Source organism: Bacteroides rodentium JCM 16496, from assembly GCF_000614125.1.
Classification (GTDB): domain Bacteria; phylum Bacteroidota; class Bacteroidia; order Bacteroidales; family Bacteroidaceae; genus Bacteroides; species Bacteroides rodentium.
In genome coordinates this window covers 55,791-77,550 of record NZ_BAKJ01000021.1, presented here as the reverse complement: position 1 = coordinate 77,550, position 21,760 = coordinate 55,791, and the positions used below count along the sequence as shown (strand labels likewise).

The following is a 21,760-nucleotide window of genomic DNA, read 5'->3' as shown; positions in this document are numbered from 1 at the left end:
ACTCTTCAGTTTGATAATCAATAAACTTTTCCTATTTTTGCAACGTTCTGTACAAACCATGTCAGGACATTACATAGTTTATTGATGAAAGTGTAGCTTTTATCCTTCGTTAGAAAGTCTGGTAAATTTTCAATGAATGTAAGGAATAGCAATCACGCTCATCACTTGTTTGTATATGCTTACCTAAGCGATATACATTACAAGTGTGGGGGATATTGTCTATTTACATTCGGGTTTACCAGAGCCTCTAACGAGATAGATGATGTGACTCCACACTTTCTTTTATATACCCTGCTCAAAGCGGAGTCACAAGGCAGAAGTTAATACAGAAGTATTTATGGTATCCGCATCTACGATTATTCCTACAGGAACTCGAATCTCCAATAGAATCGGTGTAAGAGTTTTACTTTCCAAGAAAATTGGCGCAAAGCTTTATCCTTATCGGAAAATGATAAATGCCTTATTAAATATATCATTGGTAGCATTAGCCATTCTGTTTGGTTACTTCTGCTTCATGTCATTCAAGAGTTTCTATTCGTTATAACTTATTACCCAAACGTACAACATGGAGAACAAAAACTTAGAAAAAGGAAAAATTACATCTTCACCAGTGTCCAAGATAGGCGTCAAGACAGTACAATCTAAAAAGATAGGAGTTTCCAAACATGAAGAGATATACCCTATCATCGCTATCTTCGCCATCTTATTTTTCATCTGTTGGGTGATGGCTTTACTCAATCTTATCGGTTTAAACTAATAAATAAAGTATATGGAAGAGAAGAAGAAAACAAACGAGAAAGAAGTTACTATGGTAGAATGCCCGTTTTGCAACAAACCTATCGAAGCACCGGCAAAAGCCGATGTCATTTTTAAATGTCCTCATTGTCACAAGGAGCTGATTACGTATGATAAAGTCGCGGAACAAGAAAAAAAACACAAACAAAAAAGCAGAACAAGAAAAAAACACACAAAATAGCAATACACAAAAGCAAATCCTAAAATGGGCTGGTATTGTTGCTTTTATCAGCTTATTTTTATACATTTCCATAACAGATAATGTAGATATGAATGCAACCTATATCGTTACACAAGACTATGATGCTGCAATTAATGTAGACACAGAGAAGGCACTTGTAAAAGCAGCCACAGATGACGACAAGATGAAAACTTTAGAAATTATAGGAAATCGACAAACCATCCATTTTTATAGTGGAGATTTAGTAAGAATAACAAAAAGTACAGTACGAGGGCTCCCCGATCATTATAAAATAAAAAGAGTTTCAGATGGAGCATCGGCTCTCATGCCAAAAAAATACTTAATAAAGAAATAATCAATCATATTAAAAACATATATCATATGCCAACAACCATCAAACAATTAGTCGAAAAAGTCAGATTATCATCTACTGATATTAAAAAGGTAAAGTGGAACACTCCAATCGGGTGTAAAGAAGAAGGCATCTATATTGTATCCTTGTCTGAAAACATTGAGTCTAACAAAACGATAAAAGAATTTCCTATTTCTATGACTATCTTGGAAACTTGGATTAAGAAACTCGATTATTTCATTATTGATAAAAAAGAGACTAAAGATAGTAAAATTATAAGAGAAAGACTATCTGAGTTCTGGATTCCCGATGAAAGTATATTATACATAGGAAAAGCACCACTGAGGAAGAGAGGAGGTGGAATCGGCAACAGGTTCAAGAGTATTATGATACAGCTATAGGAGAAGCTCGTCCACATGCAGGAGGACATTGGATTAAGTTACTCAAGAATCTTAATGAACTCCATGTATTCTATATCACATGCGAGAATTCTGAAACCATCGAGAAAGAAATGCTCTCCCAATTTGGCAAGATGGTGTCTGAAAGCACTCAAAAATCATTGGCTAACAAAGGTCCGATACTTCCATTCGCAAATCTTGAAGATGGCTCCAAACAAAGAAAGAAACACGGATTAAGTCACATGAAATTAAAATAGGAAAGTATAATTCTACAATCCCCTAAACTAAAGTGTCTTTAAGCTATCCTTGCAAAGAGTAGTCTCACCTGCCTACAAGACTGCTCTTGCAAGGACACAAGAGTACTCTTGTAGGCAGATGAGACTACTCTTAACACTTCTTTCCCACTAACCTCTTGCTAAAACCGACAATAGCCATTATCTTTGCCATTGCCTCGGCTAAAAAATAAAAAGAAAAACATGCAGATGAACCAAGAACAACGTGCCACTGAATTTGCCGTCTTTTGCATTGAGAATACGGCAAACCGCCTACAATGCACAGGCTTTGAAGTATTTCAGGAATTACAGCGAACGGACGGTATCAAAAGATTCTTGTTCCCAAGCTATCCTGTTCTTCATACTCAAAGTAAGGAATACATTGTAGATGAAGTCTTGGAATACATCAGCAGACACAATCCCACTTTTGTAGAACTGCACAGAAAGGAGGAGCAATCATGAAAGTTTATCATGGTTCTACTGCCATCATCCGACAACCGCTGGCTAAAGCCGGGCGCAGAAACCTTGATTTCGGTCAAGGATTCTATGTGACAGACTTGCGTGAACAAGCCGTTTACTGGGCAAACAGACCGCTTAACGACGGGCAACCGCATTGGCTCAACATCTATGAATTAGATATGGAGGGAATCCTTTCGTCAGATAACTACCACTATTTGAAATTTGAGAATTATGATTATAAGTGGCTCGAATTTGTCGTTGCCAACCGAAGAAGAGAAAAACTCTGGGAAGAATACGATATTATAGAAGGCGGCATAGCCAATGACCGAGTATTCAACACAATAGAATTGTATGCCGCAGGATTAACACCCCGCGAAGAAGCCCTTGAGCGCCTACGGTACGAGAAACCTAACAATCAGTTATGCTTACTCAATCAGTCTTTAATAAATTCTCATCTGGAGTTCCTCACCGCCGAGGAAGTCAGCATCAACCCACCAAGAAAGGAGGAACAACCATGAACTACCCCAACCTCGTCAACGACACCTTACTGCACATGAAGTACGCCCGCATCATCGACCTATTGGCAACCGAATTGGGAATTACCCATCCACATGCCCTTGAAGTATTTTATGAAACAGATACCTACCGTTATCTAAGCAAGAAAATGTATCACCTGCATAATATGAGTGATGCCTACTTAGTGGACGAAATCATGCTGGAACTGCAGCGCAAACAACAATAAATATCCAAACGATTGCACGTTGCCCCTTAATCCACCATCTTATCATATCAATCAAGTACCTTACCATGATTCGCCGCAATCTGTATCATGCGGTCATAATCCTCGGCACTGAGGTCCATGAAGTAGTAGTTAACGGGATTCACAACCTTTCCCTTGACGTGTACTTCGTAGTGCAAGTGCGGACCAGTACTTTTGCCCGTACTGCCTACCCCGCCAATGACCTCGCCACGCACCACTTTCTTGCCCAACTTCGTCCGGAAGTCGCGCAAGTGTGCATACACCGTCTGATAGCCGAAGCCGTGGTCTATCACAATTCTGTTGCCATAGCCCGATTGCCAGCCCATCTGCACCACGGTGCCATCTCCCGTGGCATAGACATCCGTGCCCTGGGGAGCCGAAAAATCCATACCCTCGTGGAACTTGCTGGTACCATAAATGGGGTCGATACGCGTACCGTAACCGGAAGCGGTCTTACGGAGATCTTTATTGGAAACCGGCTGTATGGCAGGAATACAGCGCAGCATTTCATCATGATTCTTGCACATCTCCACCACATCGTCAAAGGAACGGGACTGGATATAGAGCTGCTTGCTAATCATATCCATTTTCTGCGTGGTATTGATAACCAAGTCGGAGTTAGCCATATCCATCAGATGCTCATAGCGGTTGGTACCGCCGTATCCTGCCTGACGGATGGCAGAAGGAATAGGGTCGGCCATGAAAATCACCCGGTACAGATTGTCATCACGCTGCTGTATGTCTTGTAGCACTCCCATAGCCTCGTCCAGCCGGCGGGAGAGGACATTGTACTGCGCCTGCAGTTTGCTGTTCTCCTTCCGCAGCTCCTTCTCCGACGGAGAGCCGAAGATAAGCAGCAATACGATGAAACTGCCCGCACCCAGCCCCATACCGATGAACAAACGGCGGAGAATGCTCAGCGCCCGCTGCCTTACGGTAGGATAAATACGGTCGTACGTCTGCGTCTGGGGATTATAAATGTAGTAAACTTTGCGCATCTTAGGAAATATTTCGCTTGTCAATGCGACAAAAGTAATAAAAACAAGCTATCTTTGCACAGTTTTTTCAAGAATATTAAGACTAAGTAGCAAGTAGTTAGTAGTAAGAAACGGGCAAAAAACGACAAGAGAAGGTAAATCAAATTAGAATAAGATAAATCAATAGAGAGTATGTTGACTGCAAACGAAATCAGAGAATCTTTCAAGAGTTTCTTCGAAAGTAAAGGTCACCAGATAGTGCCTTCGGCTCCGATGGTGATTAAGGATGACCCCACGTTGATGTTCACCAATGCGGGAATGAACCAGTTTAAAGATATCATTTTGGGCAACCACCCGGCGAAATACAAAAGAGTTGCTGACTCGCAGAAATGCCTCCGCGTAAGCGGAAAGCACAACGACCTGGAGGAAGTGGGTCACGATACCTACCACCACACCATGTTCGAGATGCTGGGCAACTGGTCGTTTGGCGACTACTTCAAGAAGGAAGCCATCTCCTGGGCATGGGAGTATCTGGTGGATGTATTGAAACTCGACCCCAAAGACCTCTACGCCACCGTATTCGAAGGCAGCGCCGAAGAAGGACTGGAACGCGACAACGAAGCCGCTTCCTACTGGGAGCAGTTCTTGCCGAAAGACCACATTCTGAATGGCAACAAACACGATAACTTCTGGGAAATGGGTGATACGGGACCGTGCGGTCCGTGTTCGGAAATCCATGTGGACTCCCGTTCGGAAGAAGAGAAAGCCAAAGTACCCGGCAGCCAGCTGGTGAACAAAGACCACCCGCAGGTGATTGAAATCTGGAACCTCGTGTTCATGCAGTTCAACCGCAAGGCGGACGGCAGCCTGGAAGGACTTCCCGCCAAGGTTATCGACACCGGTATGGGCTTCGAGCGACTGGTGCGCACACTGCAGGGAAAGACCTCCAACTACGACACCGACGTATTCCAACCGATACTGAAAGCCATCGGAGACATGGCAGGCAAGAAGTATGGCGAAGATGAGAAGTCGGACATCGCCATGCGTGTAATTGCCGACCACATCCGCACCATCGCCTTCTCCATCACCGACGGACAGCTTCCGAGCAATGCCAAGGCAGGTTATGTCATCCGCCGTATCCTCCGCCGTGCCGTGCGCTACGGTTACACGTTCCTCGGACAGAAGCAGGCATTCATGTACAAGCTCCTCCCCGTACTCATCGAGAACATGGGCGCCGCTTATCCCGAACTGGATGCACAGAAGGAACTGATTGCCAAAGTTATCAAGGAAGAAGAAGACTCCTTCCTCCGCACCCTGGAGACGGGTATCCGCCTGCTGGAAAAGACCATGGCAGACGCCAAAGCCGCCGGCAAGAACGAAATCAGCGGAAAGGATGCCTTTACCTTATATGATACCTTCGGTTTCCCGCTCGACTTGACGGAACTGATTCTCCGCGAAAACGGCATGACTGCCGACATCAAGGAGTTTGACGCCGAAATGCAGCAGCAGAAACAGCGTGCCCGCAATGCCGCCGCCATAGAGACCGGTGACTGGATTACGCTAAAGGAGGGTACTACCGAATTCGTAGGATATGACTATACGGAATACGAAACATCCATTCTGCGCTACCGCCAAGTGAAGCAGAAGAACCAGACCTTGTATCAGATTGTACTGGACAAGACTCCGTTCTATGCCGAAAGCGGCGGTCAGATAGGCGATACCGGTGTATTGGTGAACGAGTTCGAAACCATCGAAGTGGTAGACACCAAGAAGGAGAACAACCTGCCTATCCACATCACCAAGAAGCTGCCCCAACATCTGGAAGCTCCGATGATGGCATGCGTGGATACCGACAAGCGTGCCGCTTGTGCCGCCAACCACTCTGCCACCCACTTGCTGGATGCCGCGCTGCGCGAAGTATTGGGCGAGCATGTAGAGCAAAAGGGTTCTTTGGTTACACCGGACTCCCTACGTTTCGACTTCTCACACTTCCAGAAGGTGACGGATGAGGAAATCCGCAAGGTGGAGCACATCGTTAATGCAAAGATTCGCGCCAACATACCTTTGAAGGAATACCGCAACATTCCTATCGAAGAAGCTAAGGAACTGGGTGCCATCGCTCTGTTCGGCGAGAAGTACGGCGACCATGTACGCGTTATCCAGTTCGGTTCTTCCGTAGAGTTCTGTGGCGGTACGCACGTGGCTGCAACCGGAAACATCGGTATGGTGAAGATTATCTCCGAAAGCTCCGTGGCTGCCGGTGTGCGCCGTATCGAAGCCTACACGGGTGCACGCGTGGAGGAACTGATGAACACCATCGAGGACACGCTGCACGACTTGAAGGCGCTCTTCAACAACGCCCCCGACCTTGCCGGAACCATCCGCAAGTATATCGACGAGAACGCCGGACTGAAGAAGCAGGTAGAGGACTTCATGAAAGAGAAAGAAGCACAGCTGAAAGAAAGACTGCTGAAGAACGTGCAGGAAGTCAATGGCGTTAAAGTCATCAAGTTCTGTGCTCCCCTGCCGGCAGAAACAGTGAAGAACATCGCCTTCCAGCTGCGTGGCCAGATTACGGAAAACTTGTTCTTCGTAGCCGGAACAGAAGCCGAAGGCAAGCCGATGCTGACCGTCATGCTGAGCGACAACCTCGTGGCAGGCGGACTGAAAGCCGGTAACCTGGTGAAAGAAGCCGCCAAACTTATCCAAGGCGGTGGCGGTGGCCAGCCCCACTTTGCAACTGCCGGCGGTAAGAATGCTGACGGGCTGAACGCTGCCATTGACAAAGTTTTGGAATTGGCAGGATTATAAACAGCCAATCATACCCCATCAAGTCTCCGCTTTGAGCCGACAGCTCAGGCGGAGACTTTTTTTATGGATTCCTGAAGAAATAAGGAAAAAACATCGGATTAGTGCTATTCATGAAGATGTGCAAAATGCACTTCCACAACCTCCGTCCGTTAATCTTTCGTAAATCCGCTCCCGACAAGGCAGCAGTGCCAATAAGTTCTGCGAATAATTGCGATATTTGCCGCTAACGCAACCACGGTTACAGTAACAGCGGTTGCGGTAATTCAATAGAAAGCAAGCAAAGAAGGAGGCAATCATGAAATTCTACGATAGGACACAAGAGTTGGCAGACTTGCGGGAAACCGAAAAGATGTCCGCAGAATCGGCGCAGATGACTATGATGGTGGGGCGCAGGCGTGTAGGGAAAACAACCCTGCTACGGAATGCCTTCACACAAACGTCTGTTCTCTACTTCTTCATCGGACGCAAGAATGAAATCCTGCTGTGCGAAGAATTCAGAGAGGAGATGGAAAACAAATTGGGAGAAACCTTCGGGCACTTCACCAGCTTTGCCCAATTGTTCAAAGTATTGATGCAACTCTCCCAACGTAAGAACTTCACGCTCATCATTGACGAGTTTCAAGAGTTCAAAAGCATTAACCCCTCTTTGTTCAGCGATATGCAGAACATCTGGGATACCTATAAAGAAGAAAGCCGGATGAATCTCGTGATTTGCGGTTCCATCTACTCCATGATGAAACAAATATTCGAGAATTCCAAAGAACCTCTTTATGGCAGGGCCACCGCCCGGATGCACATCCGCCCCTTTGAAATCGGCACATTAAAGGAAATCCTTGCCGACAACCATCCCGGCTATAAACCCGAAGATTTATTGGCCTTCTACCTGCTGACCGGAGGAGTGGCAAAATACATCGAGCAACTGGTCATTCGCAAAGCCTTCACCAAGGAGAAAATTTTGAAGGCTGCGCTGTCTCCCGGTTCCTACTTCCTTGAAGAAGGCAAGGATGTGCTGATAGAGGAATTCGGCAAGGAATACAATAACTATTTTTCCATCCTTGCACTGATAGCTTCCTCAAAAACCGCCCGGGGTGACATTGAAAGCACTTTGAATATGCCGGTCGGCGGTTACCTGGACAAGCTGGAAAATGAATATAATGTCATCCGGCGTGTGCGGCCTTTCATGGCTAAAGAAGGAAGCCGCAACAATAAATACCGGATTGTGGACAACTTTCTGCAATTCTGGTTCCGCTTCATCTACAAATACCGCAGTGCGGTAGAAATCGGCAACCTGGAGTATGTGCAGCAGATTGTAGAACGAGATTATGAAACATACAGCGGCTATATTCTTGAAAAGTATTTCCGGCAATTGCTGTCCGAATCCAAAAACTACTCGGACGTACAAAGCTACTGGAACCGGAAAGGAGAAGATGAAATAGACATCATTGCCATCAACGACTTTGAAAAGCGGCTGCTGATAGGCGAAGTGAAACGGAAGAAAGAACGCATCAACCTGCACGTCTTAGAGAATAAAGCGGAAGAGATACAGAAAAAATACGCGGATTATCATATAGAATATAAAGCATTCTCATTCAACGAGATGTAAAATAATTGGCGAAACACTTGACATCGCCTCTGCGATGTTGTATATTTGTAACGTCGTTTTTTAGATATTTCAAAATTAAACTACCGGGAAAGGAGGAGCATTGCTTCTCCTTTTCTTTTTATCCTCCACGGTATTCCATTTGAAATGCCACATGCCGGCTCCCCAAACTCCACACCTTACCATCCTAAATGCCACACCTCGGCGAGTGAAATGGCTGGCATTTACCCTCCAAAGCCCTGGGGTTTCCGTGAAAAACCCTAAGGTTTGGGACAGTGAAGTGGAGGGAACGGATGATTAGTCCAGAACAAACAGACAATGCATTCGAAGCAAACGAATGATGCATACAGAACAGACAGATGATGCGCAACAGAAACAAAAACGGGAAGCCTAAGCCTCCCGTCTGTTAATCTTTCGTAAATCTGCTCTTGACAAGATTTCCACTAAAACCTTATTCCATCCGAAGTATAAACATTTCGCGATAAACCACCAGTGCACCTTCGGGCAACAAACCGGAAGGACAGAAAGGAGTTACATTTTCCGCAAGTACACATTTACCATTTCCCGAGACCGTCCGCGTAAAGAGCCTCTTCTCTCCATTATAAGTAAACTGCCACAATGCATATGTATCTCCGTTCTCATCTTCCACTGGAACTGTCTCGTATATCCCCATTAGCGGTTCCTCCTCTTTTCCCGTCGGATAGATTTCCAATACACCTTTCCACATACTATTGGAGAAATCTTCGGGCACCAGCACATAATACCCGCCATCCTTCACCCAAGGACGCTCGGCAAGTGCCTTAGAAACATCACCCAGCAGTTCCGTCGGTGCACCACTACTGATACCATACTCGAAGCCCATCTTCGTCAACGTATATTGCCTACGACCTTTCACCGTGATGCGCAGTTGTGTTTCCTCACCGGAACCATCCATCACCTTCACAATCGTCTCCCCCTCTGCCAGCGGATGAATCTTGATACGCTGATACCCGTTGACATCATCGGTAAAAGTCACGGAAGCCACCGACTCGTGTTCGTTAATTAGATTATAGGAACCATCACCACCGTCAATGCCCAGCACTGTATCTTCGTTTGTTTCAGAAAGATAATAAGAAAGATTGGACACCAGATTATCACATGTCCCAATCTGATAAATAGGCTCCACGCCTTCGAAAAGTACCATGCTCCGGTAATCGTCCTCGCAACCGGAAGCGGTAAACAGCAGTGCTATCAAGGCAAAGAGAGAGTATAGCTTCTTCATACTTGTTCAGTTATAGTTGTTCTATCTACAAAAATACAAAAAATGCCGGAATACTGCATCGGTACCCCTCTCTTTTTCAAATTATTTGTTCTTCCGGATAGTTCACCAAGTAGAGCGTTCCCGTGGCACGGGTAAAGGCGGTGTAGAGCCAACGGAAATAATCGGGCGTCAGGTACTCATCCGTCATATACCCCTGGTCCAGAAAGACATTCTTCCATTGCCCGCCCTGCGCCTTGTGGCAAGTCACGGCGTAGGCATACTTCACCTGCAGAGCGTTGTAGTACGGGTCGGCCTTCATCTTCTTCATCCGCTCACGCTTCACGGTGATGTCGGCATAGTCTTCGAGGACGGAGTAGAAAAGCCGGTCGTTCTCTGCCTTAGGCAGCGCAGGCGAGTCGGTATGCAGCGTATCGAGCAGCATGTTCACTTCCAGTTCAAAGTCGTTATAGTCGGGAAAGACCAGCGTCACGTCTGCAAAACGGAAGCCATACAACTCTCGCGTACGGCGCACGCGGCGCACTACGGCAGTCTCACCGTTGGCAATGAAGTCCATCTCCTTCTCCTTTTCCGTCCAGAAGTAGTTATTTTTCGCCACCATCAACAAATCACCGGTGTTCAGTTCATCCTCACGCCAGAGAATCTGCGCACGGATGCCGTTGTTGTAGATGTTCGCCCGCTTGTTGGAGCGGCACACCACGATGGTTTCGTCCAGCCCGTCATGGTCGTAGCAAGAGCTCAGCGTTTCTATCAGCTCATTGCCGGGCAGAACTTTAATGTCGGCAAACCCCGAAACCTTTATCTTCGGCAGGCTGTAGCAATCGTCTTCCGCTATCAACTGCCTCAGGCGGGTGGCATTCCACAAGATGCCCGACTGCTGCTCCTGACGCACCACCTGTGTCAAGTCCACCTCCACCACTTCCAGCCCGTAGCCTTTCAAGGCATCGGCAAAGAGGGCAGGGCTCTGCTCCTCCCCCACCGGCGGCAGCTGTGCCGTATCGCCCATCAGCAGCAGGCGGCATCCCTGGCCGGAATAGACAAACTGCACCAGGTCGTCCAGCAACCTTCCCGTGCCGAACATGGAACCGGACAGTCCCTCATTGGAAATCATCGAAGCCTCATCCACTATATACAAAGTGTGAGTTGTCAAATTATCGTTCACAGAAAAATTGCTCAGCTCGTTGGAGAAAGATTGCTGTCTATAGATTTTTTTATGAATTGTAAACGCCGGATGTCCCGCATACGCCGAGAAAACTTTTGCCGCCCGCCCGGTCGGTGCCAGCAATACCGACTTTTGTTGCAGCTTATCCAATGTCCGCACCAAGGCACCGACCAACGATGTCTTGCCCGTCCCCGCATAACCACGAAGCATAAAAACCACCTCGCTACGGGGTGACATCAGGAACTCCGATAAAGATTTTACAGCAATTTCTTGCTCAGGAGTTGGTTGGTAAGGAAAATTTTCCTTAATTTGCCTTTCTAAATAGTTATTTATCATTTTTGTAACAGAAAAAAGTAAAGGGAACTATCGTTTTTAAATTAATTTCTTTTATTTTTGCGGTGCGAATATAACAACTAAAAAACATATTTATCATGAAAACAGTATTTAATGTCATTTTAGGCTTATGTGCTTTGGTGCTAATTTATATTTGTTACACCAGCATTATGGGTCCTATCAACTTTGAAAAAGCAAAGAAGCACAGAGACGCAGCCGTCATTGCACGTCTGATTGACATCCGTAAAGCACAATTGGAATATCGTACTTTACATGACCAACAATATACTGCAAGCTTCGACTCTCTGATTGACTTTGTTAAAAACCAGAAACTCCCGTTCATCTTCAAGCAAGGAGAACTGAACGATAAGCAGTTGGAAGACGGTCTGACTGAAAAGAAAGCCATCAACATCATCAATAAGGCAAAGAAGACAGGTAACTATGCCGACGTCAAGAAATGGGGATTGGAAAACTTCAAACGTGATACCTTGTGGGTAGCCGTATTGGATACTATCTTCCCGAAAGGTTTCAACGCCGATTCCATGAGATATGTTCCCTTCGGAAACGGTGCACAGTTCGAAATGGCCATCAAGAACGATACAGCCAAATCCGGTGCTCCTTTCTGTCTGCTCGAAGTGAAGACTCCGTACGAAGTTTATTTGAACGGTCTGGATCAGCAGGAAATTGCCAACATCAAGGACGTACAAACCAAACTTGGCAAGTACTGCGGTCTGATGATTGGTAGCTTGGAAACAGCCAACAACAACGCCGGTAACTGGGAATAATCTCATCCCGACAAACGTATGATAGAAACGACTGATTTTAATAAATCGGAACAGTATACATTATCCATCCGTCTCAGTACGGATGGATTTTCTTTTTCTGTGTTCAGCCCTTTGGGCGACGGCGAGTTCTCTTACTACGACCGTGCAGTGGACGAGTCCCTCTCCCTCACTGCCAATCTGAAACAGACCTTCCGCGAACTGGCATGGCTGGAACGTCCTTTCCGCCGTGTCAATGTGCTCATGGCAGACAAACGCTTCACGTTCATTCCCCTGGAGTTCTTCGAGGACGAACAAACGGAAATCATTTTCTATCACAACCATCCTAAACGGGAAAACGAAACCGTACAATATAACATACTGCATAAGAACAACACTGTAGTACTGTTCGGCATGGACAAGAGTGCCTGCTCCTTCCTTCGCGAACAGTATCCCGATGTCAAGTTCTATTCCCAAGCCAGCCCCTTCATTGAGTTCTTCTCCTCAAAGAGCCGCTTGGGCAACAGCCGGAAAATGTATGCACACTTGCGAAAAGAGGCCGTAGACGTATACGGCTACGAGCGCGGACGCCTGCTTCTTGCCAATTCCTTTGAATGCAGAAGCACACCCGACCGTGTCTACTACCTATTATATATATGGAAACAACTCGGCTTCGAGCAAGAGCGCGATGAGCTGCACCTGACCGGTGACCTGAACGACAAAGAACTGCTACTGCCCGAACTGCGAAAATTCATCCGGCAGGTATTCATCATGAATCCCGCCACTAATCTTGACCTGCAAGCCATAACCCTATGCGAGTAATCAGCGGAATATACAAAAGACGACGTTTCGACGTGCCCCACTCCTTCAAGGCACGCCCCACCACAGACTTTGCCAAAGAGAATCTGTTCAATGTGCTCTCCAACTACATGGACTTTGAGGACGGCATCCGTGCCCTCGACCTATTTGCCGGTACGGGCAGCATCAGCATCGAACTTGTGTCCAGAGGTTGCGACCAAGTAATCAGCGTGGAAAAAGACCGCGACCACTATGCCTTCATCTGCAAAATCATGCAGGAATTAAAGACGGACAAGTGCCTGCCCATACGCGGTGACGTATTCAAATACCTCAAAAGCGGACGCGAGCAGTTCGACTTTATCTTTGCCGACCCTCCCTACGAGCTTGCCGGGCTGGAAACATTGCCCGACCTCATCTTCGAAAACAACCTGCTGAAAGAAGACGGCCTCTTCGTCTTGGAACACGGGAAGAAAAACAGTTTCGAGGAACATCCGCACTTTGTGGAGAGAAGGGTGTACGGGAGCGTGAACTTCACGATATTTAAATGAAGAATGATGAATGAAGAATAGTACGATGTGAATACACTTCAAGAAATTTTTCATTCTTCATTCATCATTCTTCATTATAACAGCGGCGCCATCAGCCGCACCACACTCTCTGCCGCCTTACGATACAAGGAGCGCTTCACCCAGTTCTTCAGGAATACTTGTACGCAGTCGCGCTGGTCTTGGAGGAAGATTTCGCGCATCTGAAGCGCTGTTTCTGTGTCATAGATGAAGGCATTCACCTCAAAGTTATGTTCAAAACTGCGGAAATCCACATTCGTAGAGCCTACCGTGGACAACTCATCATCCGAAACCATCAGCTTGGAGTGCAGGAAGCCTTTCTTATAGAAATAGACCTTGACTCCCGAATAGAGCACATCTGCCAGATAAGAGCAGGAACCCAAATGTGTCAAGCGGTTATCAGCACGCATGGGCAACATCAGACGCACATCGACACCTGACAAGGCGGCTGTCTGCATGGCAACAAGTACGGCTTCGGTGGGCAAGAAGTAGGGAGTCTGGATATAGAAGTATTTCTTTGCGCTGGAAATGGATATGACGAGTCCCTGCATAATGTCTTTCCATGGACCTACGGGCTCACTCGTTACAATCTGCGCCAAGGAAGTACCGCAGTTTTCTATTTTCGGGAAATAGCGGGTAGACGTAATCAGTGTACGGTCCACAAAGTACCAATCGAGCAGGAAGGCGGTCTGCAATCCATGAACAGCCTTGCCCTCCAGCAGCAGATGTGTGTCCCGCCAGATGCCCCATGAGAATCCGCGCATATAGCGTTCGGCAAGATTCATCCCCCCCACAAAGCCGATGCGCCCGTCAATGACAACTATTTTCCGATGATTACGATAGTTCACCTTACTGGTGAAAAGCGGAAAACGTACCTTCAGAAAGCTGCGTACCTCGATACCGGCCTCGCGCATCTCTTCAAAAAAACGGTTGGGAACATGCCAGCAACCCACATCATCATAAATCACACGTACCTCTACCCCGGCACGCGCCTTTTCCATCAGGACATCACGCACCAAGCGCCCGATGGCATCGTCCTCGAAGATATAGAATTCCATGTGGATATGCTTCGTTGCTTTCCCCAGCTCGCGCAGCAGGGATTGCAGCATGGAAAGCCCCAGGGTATAGGCCTCCACCCGGTTTCCATCGAAGGGGAAAGCCTGGTTGGTATTACGGAACAAGGATATGAGACGACTGTAATTGATGGGAAGTGCACATGAGTCCTGCGCCAGATATTCCGCCATAGGTTTCTTCAGCAAGCGGCTGTAACTCTTCTTCCCTATCATGCGCACACGGCGCTGACTACGCCCGAAGAAGAAGTAAAACACCAGCCCACGATGGGAAGAAACATCAGTATCAGTATCCATGCCATGGTTTTCACCGGATTGCGGTTGTCGAGGATAATGACGACAATCGTTCCGATGATGGCACCGAAATAAACAATGTCGAAGGCTATCGTAGCAATCTGGCTGGCAATGAAGTTCCAATCAAGCATGTTCACAGACAATTAAGTGTGAAACAAATGTAGGAAAAACACAGAAACTTTCACCGGAGATTACAGAGATTAACATAAAAATCCTCTTCCCCCAACTTGTCTGAATACTTTCTTTTAGGCGCGAATTACGCGGATTTCACGGATTTGGTTTATTGAATCCGTGAAATCCGCGTAATCCGCGCCTAAGATTATAACAGTATGAAAGTGCTCATGTGCTTTTGACACATCTTCCCGCTTTAGAACGGCCTGCGTCCTCCGAAACCGCCAGGGCCATGACCCGGACCGAAGCCCGGACCGCCGAAGCCGCGTCGGCCCTGCATCTTATCGCGGGCGGCCTTGCTGCCGAAAATATTCAGACGATAGATGAAGTGAAGCATACAATAGCTGTTCACGCCGTTATATTCGTACACCGAGCGGCCGCTTGCAGTCAGCGAACGGCTGATGTTACTCTGCTTCTTCAAAATGTCGTACATCTCGAAGCTGACGGTGGCATTCCCTTTCAGGAAAGTCTGCGACAACTGTGCATTCCAGATAAGCTCGTTACGGTTCATACTGCTGTCCGTATATCCTCGACGGCTCTGGTTGGCTATGTTGGTAGAGAGCGTCATGTTCCACGGCATACGGATGGTGGTGTTGGCACCGTAAGAAAAATTATAAGGCTTCTGGTTGTTGTCAGGATTCAGCTTGTTGCGCTCGATGGTGTAGTTAAAAGTGCCGTTCAGCCCGAACTCCAGCCAATCGTTGCGATAAGTACCGTTCAAACGCTCGTTCAGCGAAAGTTCCGTGGTGGTATTTTTCTGTTCGATGGCTTCCGCACCCTTGCCGGTGGTTTGATAGCCTACATTGTTATTATAGCGGACGTTCGAGAAGGAGCCTACGGTAAACTTCTTGTTTTTCAAGGCAGTATTGATGCCAAATACACCGAAAGCGTTCCAGTTTCCGTTAATGTTCTTCGAGGTGTTCGTCCATCCACCGGTCTGCTCATTATATACGCGGCTGTTGCTCACGGCATTCTGTGTGGCACTGAAATTGGCATGCGTGAAGATGCCACGTTGGTGCTCCATGTTGTAGTCATTGAAAAAGAGGCGCAAGTTGTGGGTGAAAGCGGGCTTCAGTCCCGGATTACCCACCTGGATATTCAGCGGATTGGAATCATCGGTCACAGGAAGCAAGTTCTCCATATTGGGCTGGCTGCTGTTGCCACGATACATCAACCGGAGCTGGCTCTGCTTGGAAAAGCGCATGCGCAAATCCACGTTAGGGGCAAAGTTGAACACGTTGCGGTGGTAACGGTATCGGTATCACCTTTCTTATAAGTAAGCTTCGTGTTCTGCGGCTGGAAGTTCATGCCCACGTTGAGCTGGTACTTGGGGCGGATGAAGCGCAAGCCAGCCATCGCCTCGTGGGTATAAGTCTTGTATTCGGCATACTTGCTTTGATCCTTGTCCTTATGGGCCTCATAGCCTTCGGGCAAGGGGGCACCCAGGTTCCAGTCGAAAGAAGAGAGGTCGAACACACTGCGGTCGTTCTCGCGATACTGATAGCGGAACTGGTAACTGAATTGCAAAAAGGTGGCACGGGCTATCGGTTCGCTATAGGTCAGCTGCGCACGATAATTGTAGTTAGTGCCCGGCGAAGTGTTGTAGCGGCGAATCCGGTCATCTTCCTTTCCAGCATCAAGGAAATAGCGGGTATCTGTAAGGTTGTAGGAATCGCTCTCGCTGTCACCATAGCCAAAGCTTCCGCGGAAAGTGATGTTACGCCCCTTGGCATTAAGCTTGCGGTTCAATTGCAAGGAAGCATTGGCTGAAAGCGAATTGCCATCGCTTACCGAACTGCTGTTCGAAGTGTTCACGCGGATGCCTTTCAAGGGATCGTCGCCATTGAGGTCTATTCGCGAAAGGTCCAGATAGTCGTTAGGGTTGTCCACCCGGGTCAACGGATCGGCATTGAACGTGCCCGACTGGGAAACAGAATTGCCGTCCGATTTTCCATAGCTTATGTTTGGACGGAAGATGATGTTGGTCAGCGTATCGGGTTTCCACTCCAAGCGGAAGTCAGCGTTGAAGTTCCGGTTCTTGTTGCGGTTTCGCGAGTTGGAGTTAGAAAAAGAGGAAGAACCGTCGGGCAAGAAGTTCTCCGAATATCCCCGGCTGGCGGCATCCCGGTCGCTGTAATTGTAGCGCGCACTACCGCCCAGTTCCAGTTTATCCGTTTCGGTGGCAAAGTTCAAACCTAATTCCTTGGTGGCGTTCAAGCCGTTGCTTCTTCGCCAACGAGGACCACCTCCACCACCGGAAAAGCCTTGGTCGTTCACGTTGTTGGCACCGGCAATGAACGATACTTGTGTGTTGTCACGGAAGTAGTTCACCATGCCACGCCCCATATAGCGGTCCTCCGTGCCACCGGCCAAGTCGAAATTGCCAAACACGCCTTGGTTCATGCCTTTCTTCACAGTCAAGTCAAGCACCGTCTCCTCCTCGCCATCATCGATACCGGTGATACGTGCCAGGTCAGACTTCTTGTCGTATGTTTTCAGTTTGTCAATCATATCTACCGGCAGGTTCTTTAGTCCGGTCTTCACATCTCCACCGAAGAATTCCTTGCCATCGACCATAATCTTCTTCAGCTCCTTGCCATTGAACTTGACATTGCCGTCATCGTCAACCTCCGCACCGGGCAGCTTCTTCACCAGTTCTTCGAGCATGGCGCCTTCGGGGGTGCGGTAGGCAGAGGAGTTATAGACCAACGTGTCTTCCACCACCTGCACCTGCGCCGCTTCCGCTGTCACCACCGCTTCGGCAAGCATCACCGCATCGGTTTCCAATGTCAGTACGCCCACGTTCTTCTTGGGTTCGGATTTGGAGAGTTGCATCGGTTGCAACAAGGTCTTGAAGCCGATGTAGGAAACCTTCAGCACGTACTTCCCCGGCTTCACCGGGGGCAGGGAGAAAAATCCTATGTTGGAAGTGGCCACTCCCGATGCCTGCGTGCTGTCGGGCAATGAAAGCAACTGCACGGTAGCTTGTATCGCAGGCTCCTTGGTGTCCTCCACGACACGGCCCGATACCGTAATGTTTTTGGTCTGTGAGAATGCAGACAGCGTTGTTACCAACAGCAACGCCATCCCCGTGATAATTTTCTTCATGTGTCTATTCTTTGTCTATTCTAAATGAACAATGCCTTTTATTCACTGTTTCATTTGACAGACTTCCGGGCAAAAGGTTTAATGCCCCACATGACGATTTGCTTTATTTATCGACTATTCCGCTTAAATAATCTATCAACTGTCGCTTTCTTTATACCAAATTCCAAGCAAAGCACATTCAATATAAGAAATATGAGAAAAGAAGAAGAATCGACCGAAAGGAGGTCCCCCTGCGCCACCCGGTAGAGCATACCGCCGAAAACGAAAAGAACGGTCAGAAAGATGGCGTTGCGCGTGGCCTTGTTGCGCACCTGCTCTATCTCCTTATTCTCGTTCTTCGTCAAGGCAAAGATTATCATCAGCGCCCCCATCATCATCAGGAGTTTGGAGCATTCCTTATAGAACAGCAAGTTGGCATCTGTCACTTTTCCCCACAATAGGAACATGAAAGGGAGGAACAACGCCAGAGCTATGATGAAATAACCCAGCGGACGGCAATAAACGGGAAGTAATGCTCTCATCTTATCAAGTACAATTTACAATTTACTAATTACAAATGGCGGGGTGTCTGTCCGAAAACCTTGTGGTTGCTTTCTTTTTGATTATTTTTTAGATGCGGATTTTAAGTTCCCGGACAAGCCGGGGGACGGAAACGCCTCACCACCCACAGAATTTCACGGGACAAAGATAACATTTTATTGTCAAAAGAGCTATCTTTGTGCCACAATATAATGAAGAAGGCACTCTTTCCTTCATAATCCGTAACATCAGCAATTCGTAATTGGTAATTTGTAATTAGTAAATTGTACTTGACAAGATGAGTAAACAAGAAGTAATCCTTTGCGAAGGACTGGCAAACAGCCTGACGCATGCCATAGAGAAGTGTCCCCATGACAAGCTTTTCATCCTTACCGACGAGCATACCCACCGCCTCTGCCGCCCGCATCTGGACGGTATCCCCGCCCTGGACGGAGCGGAAGAGATTATTATCGGGGCAGAAGATGTGCACAAGAATCTGGAAACGCTGGCTGCCGTATGGCAAGCCCTGAGCGAGAAAGGGGCCAGCCGACACTCCCTGCTCATCAACCTGGGCGGCGGCATGGTGACCGACCTTGGCGGTTTTGCCGCTTCCACCTTCAAGCGGGGCATCGCCTACATCAATGTCCCCACTACGCTGCTCGCCATGGTCGACGCTTCCGTGGGAGGCAAGACGGGCATCAACTTCAACGGTCTGAAGAATGAAATCGGCGTTTTTGCTCCCGCCGCCTGCGTGCTGCTGGAAACCGAATTCCTGCGCAGCCTCGATGACCATAACTTCTTCTCCGGCTATGCGGAGATGCTGAAGCACGGCCTCATCAGTACCCCGGAACATCTGGCAGAACTGCTGGCCTTCGATACGGAGAAGATAGACTACACCCTGCTGAAGTCCATGGTAGGACGTTCCGTGCAGGTAAAGGAACGCATTGTAGAAGAAGACCCGCAGGAACATGGCATCCGCAAAGCCTTGAACCTGGGGCACACCGTGGGACACGCCTTCGAGAGCCTCGCCCTTGCCGAAGGGCGTCCGGTGCTGCACGGCTATGCAGTGGCGTGGGGGCTGGTCTGCGAACTCTACCTTTCTTATATAAAGACCGGATTCCCGAAAGACAAGATGCGCCAGGCCATCCGGTTCGTCAAAGAGAATTACGGCGGCTTCGCCTTCAACTGCAAGCAGTACGACCAGCTGTACGAACTGATGAAGCATGACAAGAAGAATGCCGCCGGAGTCATCAACTTCACCTTATTGAAAGAGGTGGGTGACATCTGCCTCAACCAGACGGCAGACAAGGACACCATCTTCGAGATGTTCGATTTTTACAGGGAGTGCATGGGGGGCTAAACGCCTCCCTCACCGCCCGCAAGCGCTTTCTCCCGCTCCCTTTTGGGCAGGCTCTCCAACACCAGCCGATAGGAACGCTCCACTAGTTTACGGACGATGCTGTCCGGCACATCCTGATTAAAATACACACTGTTCCAATACTTCTTGTTCATGTGCCATCCCGGCTTCACCCCCTCGTACCTTGCCCGCAGCTCCGTCGATTCCTCCGGGCAGCACTTGATGCAACAGAAGTCGAACACTTCGATATTGACAAAGCAGAACCACTTGTCGCCCACATAAAAGCAAAGCACATCACGGCTGTATCTGTCGGCCACATTAGGAAAAGGCATCTTCTCGCTCACTCCCGGCAAGGAGAGACAGTATTCTCTGAATTCTTCCACATTCACCGCTAAATTCCTCCTTTCTTCTGAAAAGACAAAAATACAAAACAAGACTGATTTGCCATAGCAAAACAGGCAAATTATCGCAATCGAATCCGGAACTAAAACCTATCTTCTTCCCGAAAGACCAGCAATCTTACCGTAGACGGAATTAAATGACGTGGGAATTCCGACAAACAGAACAAAATAAAATCTGTGCATACCTCCAAGAAGAAGACATGAAAGCCGTTAATTCCCCCAACAGGTCAATCTTACATGAGGGTGAATTCTAAGTCCTCCTGAAACACGGTTCATGTATGAATGAAAGCAATGCCCATTCAGCCTTATTTTCACACAGAAATAGCTACATAATATCTGTTTGCAACACCTTAAGTTCATCCTTTCATTCCTGCAAATATGCCCAGCATGACAAAAGTAAACCTGAGGTTTAGCGGCACAAATCTCTACTCTGCGGGTGCATCCTTTATTATTTATTAACCAAACCTTATGCAGTCTTTCTATCACTTTGCCGTTTCTTTTTACAGAAAATTACTTTCTGAATTGTTCAACTAAAAACCCATAAAAATGAACTTACTCTTTAACAAGAAAATTCTAATCGCCCTTGCAGCCATCGGTTCTCTGAGCCTCCAATCGTGCCTGGACGACGATGATGATTACGCCATGAGATTCCCCAATGCCCTGGTAACGGTAAAGACCGATACAGACCAGACTGTCTTTCTGCAATTGGATGACAAGACCACTCTGCTGCCTACCAACATGACGAAATCTCCCTACGGCGAGAAGGAAGTCCGCGCTTTGGTAAACTACAAGGAAGTGGACGAGCCCAGTGACATCTACACCCAAGCCGTATATATAAACTGGATAGACAGTATCCTTACCAAGCCCATCGCCCCGGATTTAGGTGAAGAGAACGATGCCGTATACGGCACCGACCCGGTGGAAATAGTAAACGATTGGGTGACCATTGCAGAAGACGGTTATCTGACCCTTCGCTTTAGAACTCAGCAAGGAGATTATCAAACAAAGCACTTTGTCAATCTGCTGCTGAGCGAGAATCCGGAAAACCCGTATGAAGTAGAATTCCGCCACAATGCCAAGGGCGACATTTACGGCAGGTATGCGGACGGACTGGTTGCTTTCAAGTTGGATGCCCTGCCTGATACAGAAGGCAAGACCGTTAAATTGAAACTGAAGTGGAAATCATTCAGCGGCGAAAAGTCTGTGGAATTCGATTATTGTACCCGGAAATCCGTAACGCCCGAAAGTCCGGCTGTCACTTCCGTAAGAAACAGCCTAAACCTGCAATAACTTCATTCAAAGTATGCCTGCCCGCTCAAAGCCATTGCCTTGCGAAGCAGGCATACAAGTAAAAAGA

Annotated in this window: 18 protein-coding genes and 2 pseudogenes; 13 read left to right on the top strand and 7 right to left on the bottom strand. The window is 47.6% G+C overall.

Translation table 11 applies throughout. The features are described 5' to 3' along the window. Positions 1 to 769: 769 nt before the first annotated feature. From JCM16496_RS21825 to JCM16496_RS11100, 6 genes are all read left to right on the top strand, one after another. Complete coding sequence (locus JCM16496_RS21825; protein WP_128809562.1) at positions 770 to 976, top strand: hypothetical protein; 207 nt, start codon at positions 770 to 772, stop codon at positions 974 to 976. 88 nt (positions 977 to 1,064) lie between these two features. Beyond that, positions 1,065 to 1,331, top strand: a complete 267-nt coding sequence (locus JCM16496_RS21820; RefSeq protein WP_128809561.1) for a hypothetical protein — start codon at positions 1,065 to 1,067, stop codon at positions 1,329 to 1,331. Positions 1,332 to 1,357: 26 nt separating this feature from the next. Then, positions 1,358 to 1,729, top strand: a complete 372-nt coding sequence (locus tag JCM16496_RS11120) for a hypothetical protein (protein ID WP_025834318.1) — start codon at positions 1,358 to 1,360, stop codon at positions 1,727 to 1,729. 479 nt (positions 1,730 to 2,208) lie between these two features. After that, positions 2,209 to 2,460 (top strand): DUF3791 domain-containing protein, encoded by a 252-nt coding sequence (locus JCM16496_RS11110; RefSeq protein WP_128809560.1) that lies wholly within the window; start codon positions 2,209 to 2,211, stop codon positions 2,458 to 2,460. Beyond that, a complete protein-coding gene (locus JCM16496_RS11105) occupies positions 2,457 to 2,975 on the top strand; it encodes a DUF3990 domain-containing protein (RefSeq protein WP_128809559.1) in 519 nt (172 codons plus the stop codon). Before JCM16496_RS11110 ends, JCM16496_RS11105 begins: the two co-directional genes overlap by 4 nt. After that, entirely contained in the window at positions 2,972 to 3,199 is a 228-nt protein-coding gene (locus JCM16496_RS11100; RefSeq protein ID WP_025834311.1) for a DUF3791 domain-containing protein, read from the top strand. Before JCM16496_RS11105 ends, JCM16496_RS11100 begins: the two co-directional genes overlap by 4 nt. 47 nt (positions 3,200 to 3,246) lie before the next feature. Here JCM16496_RS11100 and JCM16496_RS11095 read toward each other — a convergent pair whose 3' ends face one another. Continuing rightward, positions 3,247 to 4,215, bottom strand: a complete 969-nt coding sequence (locus JCM16496_RS11095) for a M23 family metallopeptidase (RefSeq protein ID WP_005824061.1) — start codon at positions 4,213 to 4,215, stop codon at positions 3,247 to 3,249. Positions 4,216 to 4,386: 171 nt separating this feature from the next. Here JCM16496_RS11095 and alaS point away from each other — a divergent pair, with 171 nt between their 5' ends. Together alaS and JCM16496_RS11085 are read left to right on the top strand one after the other, a co-directional pair. After that, the gene (gene alaS, locus JCM16496_RS11090) at positions 4,387 to 7,005 is read left to right on the top strand and encodes an alanine--tRNA ligase (RefSeq protein ID WP_025834309.1); all 2,619 of its coding nucleotides are present in this window, start codon (positions 4,387 to 4,389) and stop codon (positions 7,003 to 7,005) included. A 295-nt stretch (positions 7,006 to 7,300) separates the two neighbouring features. Then, positions 7,301 to 8,608 carry an ATP-binding protein gene (locus JCM16496_RS11085; RefSeq protein ID WP_025834307.1) on the top strand — a complete coding sequence of 436 codons (1,308 nt, stop codon included), beginning with the start codon at positions 7,301 to 7,303 and terminating at the stop codon, positions 8,606 to 8,608. 448 nt (positions 8,609 to 9,056) lie between these two features. Here the strand turns inward: JCM16496_RS11085 and JCM16496_RS11080 are convergent, their stop codons facing one another. Beyond that, a complete protein-coding gene (locus JCM16496_RS11080; protein WP_025834306.1) occupies positions 9,057 to 9,866 on the bottom strand; it encodes a hypothetical protein in 810 nt (269 codons plus the stop codon). Positions 9,867 to 9,942: 76 nt separating this feature from the next. Further along, positions 9,943 to 11,361, bottom strand: a complete 1,419-nt coding sequence (locus JCM16496_RS11075) for an ATP-dependent DNA helicase (protein ID WP_025834305.1) — start codon at positions 11,359 to 11,361, stop codon at positions 9,943 to 9,945. A gap of 95 nt (positions 11,362 to 11,456) precedes the next feature. Here JCM16496_RS11075 and JCM16496_RS11070 point away from each other — a divergent pair, with 95 nt between their 5' ends. The 3 genes from JCM16496_RS11070 to rsmD are packed head-to-tail and all read left to right on the top strand — an operon-like array spanning position 11,457 to position 13,465. Further along, positions 11,457 to 12,143: a hypothetical protein gene (locus JCM16496_RS11070; protein WP_025834304.1), complete on the top strand. Its 687-nt coding sequence runs from the start codon at positions 11,457 to 11,459 to the stop codon at positions 12,141 to 12,143. Positions 12,144 to 12,161: 18 nt separating this feature from the next. After that, a complete protein-coding gene (locus JCM16496_RS11065; RefSeq protein ID WP_025834302.1) occupies positions 12,162 to 12,941 on the top strand; it encodes a DUF3822 family protein in 780 nt (259 codons plus the stop codon). Beyond that, positions 12,932 to 13,465, top strand: a complete 534-nt coding sequence (gene rsmD, locus JCM16496_RS11060; protein ID WP_005824070.1) for a 16S rRNA (guanine(966)-N(2))-methyltransferase RsmD — start codon at positions 12,932 to 12,934, stop codon at positions 13,463 to 13,465. Before JCM16496_RS11065 ends, rsmD begins: the two co-directional genes overlap by 10 nt. Positions 13,466 to 13,539: 74 nt before the next feature. Here the strand turns inward: rsmD and cls are convergent. The 3 genes and pseudogenes from cls to JCM16496_RS11045 all read right to left on the bottom strand — a co-directional run bounded on the left by cls (position 13,540) and on the right by JCM16496_RS11045 (position 18,647). Continuing rightward, positions 13,540 to 14,978: pseudogene (cls, locus tag JCM16496_RS11055) on the bottom strand (cardiolipin synthase). 236 nt (positions 14,979 to 15,214) lie between these two features. Continuing rightward, positions 15,215 to 18,126 (bottom strand): annotated as a pseudogene (locus JCM16496_RS11050) (outer membrane beta-barrel protein). A 107-nt stretch (positions 18,127 to 18,233) separates the two neighbouring features. Continuing rightward, positions 18,234 to 18,647 carry a hypothetical protein gene (locus tag JCM16496_RS11045; protein WP_025834299.1) on the bottom strand — a complete coding sequence of 138 codons (414 nt, stop codon included), beginning with the start codon at positions 18,645 to 18,647 and terminating at the stop codon, positions 18,234 to 18,236. A gap of 296 nt (positions 18,648 to 18,943) precedes the next feature. On the opposite strand from JCM16496_RS11045, the gene aroB reads away from it, so the two are divergent. Continuing rightward, complete coding sequence (aroB, locus tag JCM16496_RS11040) at positions 18,944 to 20,005, top strand: 3-dehydroquinate synthase (protein WP_025834297.1); 1,062 nt, start codon at positions 18,944 to 18,946, stop codon at positions 20,003 to 20,005. Here aroB and JCM16496_RS11035 read toward each other — a convergent pair. Next, positions 20,002 to 20,391 carry an MmcQ/YjbR family DNA-binding protein gene (locus JCM16496_RS11035; protein WP_025834296.1) on the bottom strand — a complete coding sequence of 130 codons (390 nt, stop codon included), beginning with the start codon at positions 20,389 to 20,391 and terminating at the stop codon, positions 20,002 to 20,004. The two genes, aroB and JCM16496_RS11035, sit on opposite strands and share 4 nt — an antisense overlap. A gap of 552 nt (positions 20,392 to 20,943) precedes the next feature. Between JCM16496_RS11035 and JCM16496_RS11030 the strand changes: the two genes are divergently transcribed. After that, on the top strand, positions 20,944 to 21,693 hold the full coding sequence (locus JCM16496_RS11030) for a NigD1/NigD2 family lipoprotein (protein ID WP_025834295.1): 750 nt from the start codon (positions 20,944 to 20,946) through the stop codon (positions 21,691 to 21,693). The last annotated feature ends 67 nt before the right edge of the window (positions 21,694 to 21,760 follow it).

Bases quoted from the DNA above. Each gene is read 5' to 3' on its own strand.
- JCM16496_RS21825 (WP_128809562.1), top strand. From the start codon at position 770: ATGGAAGAGAAGAAGAAAACAAACGAGAAAGAAGTTACTATGGTAGAA.
- JCM16496_RS21820 (WP_128809561.1), top strand. From the start codon at position 1,065: ATGAATGCAACCTATATCGTTACACAAGACTATGATGCTGCAATTAAT.
- JCM16496_RS11120 (WP_025834318.1), top strand. From the start codon at position 1,358: ATGCCAACAACCATCAAACAATTAGTCGAAAAAGTCAGATTATCATCT.
- JCM16496_RS11110 (WP_128809560.1), top strand. From the start codon at position 2,209: ATGAACCAAGAACAACGTGCCACTGAATTTGCCGTCTTTTGCATTGAG.
- JCM16496_RS11105 (WP_128809559.1), top strand. From the start codon at position 2,457: ATGAAAGTTTATCATGGTTCTACTGCCATCATCCGACAACCGCTGGCT.
- JCM16496_RS11100 (WP_025834311.1), top strand. From the start codon at position 2,972: ATGAACTACCCCAACCTCGTCAACGACACCTTACTGCACATGAAGTAC.
- JCM16496_RS11095 (WP_005824061.1), bottom strand. From the start codon at position 4,215: ATGCGCAAAGTTTACTACATTTATAATCCCCAGACGCAGACGTACGAC.
- alaS (WP_025834309.1), top strand. From the start codon at position 4,387: ATGTTGACTGCAAACGAAATCAGAGAATCTTTCAAGAGTTTCTTCGAA.
- JCM16496_RS11085 (WP_025834307.1), top strand. From the start codon at position 7,301: ATGAAATTCTACGATAGGACACAAGAGTTGGCAGACTTGCGGGAAACC.
- JCM16496_RS11080 (WP_025834306.1), bottom strand. From the start codon at position 9,866: ATGAAGAAGCTATACTCTCTCTTTGCCTTGATAGCACTGCTGTTTACC.
- JCM16496_RS11075 (WP_025834305.1), bottom strand. From the start codon at position 11,361: ATGATAAATAACTATTTAGAAAGGCAAATTAAGGAAAATTTTCCTTAC.
- JCM16496_RS11070 (WP_025834304.1), top strand. From the start codon at position 11,457: ATGAAAACAGTATTTAATGTCATTTTAGGCTTATGTGCTTTGGTGCTA.
- JCM16496_RS11065 (WP_025834302.1), top strand. From the start codon at position 12,162: ATGATAGAAACGACTGATTTTAATAAATCGGAACAGTATACATTATCC.
- rsmD (WP_005824070.1), top strand. From the start codon at position 12,932: ATGCGAGTAATCAGCGGAATATACAAAAGACGACGTTTCGACGTGCCC.
- JCM16496_RS11045 (WP_025834299.1), bottom strand. From the start codon at position 18,647: ATGAGAGCATTACTTCCCGTTTATTGCCGTCCGCTGGGTTATTTCATC.
- aroB (WP_025834297.1), top strand. From the start codon at position 18,944: ATGAGTAAACAAGAAGTAATCCTTTGCGAAGGACTGGCAAACAGCCTG.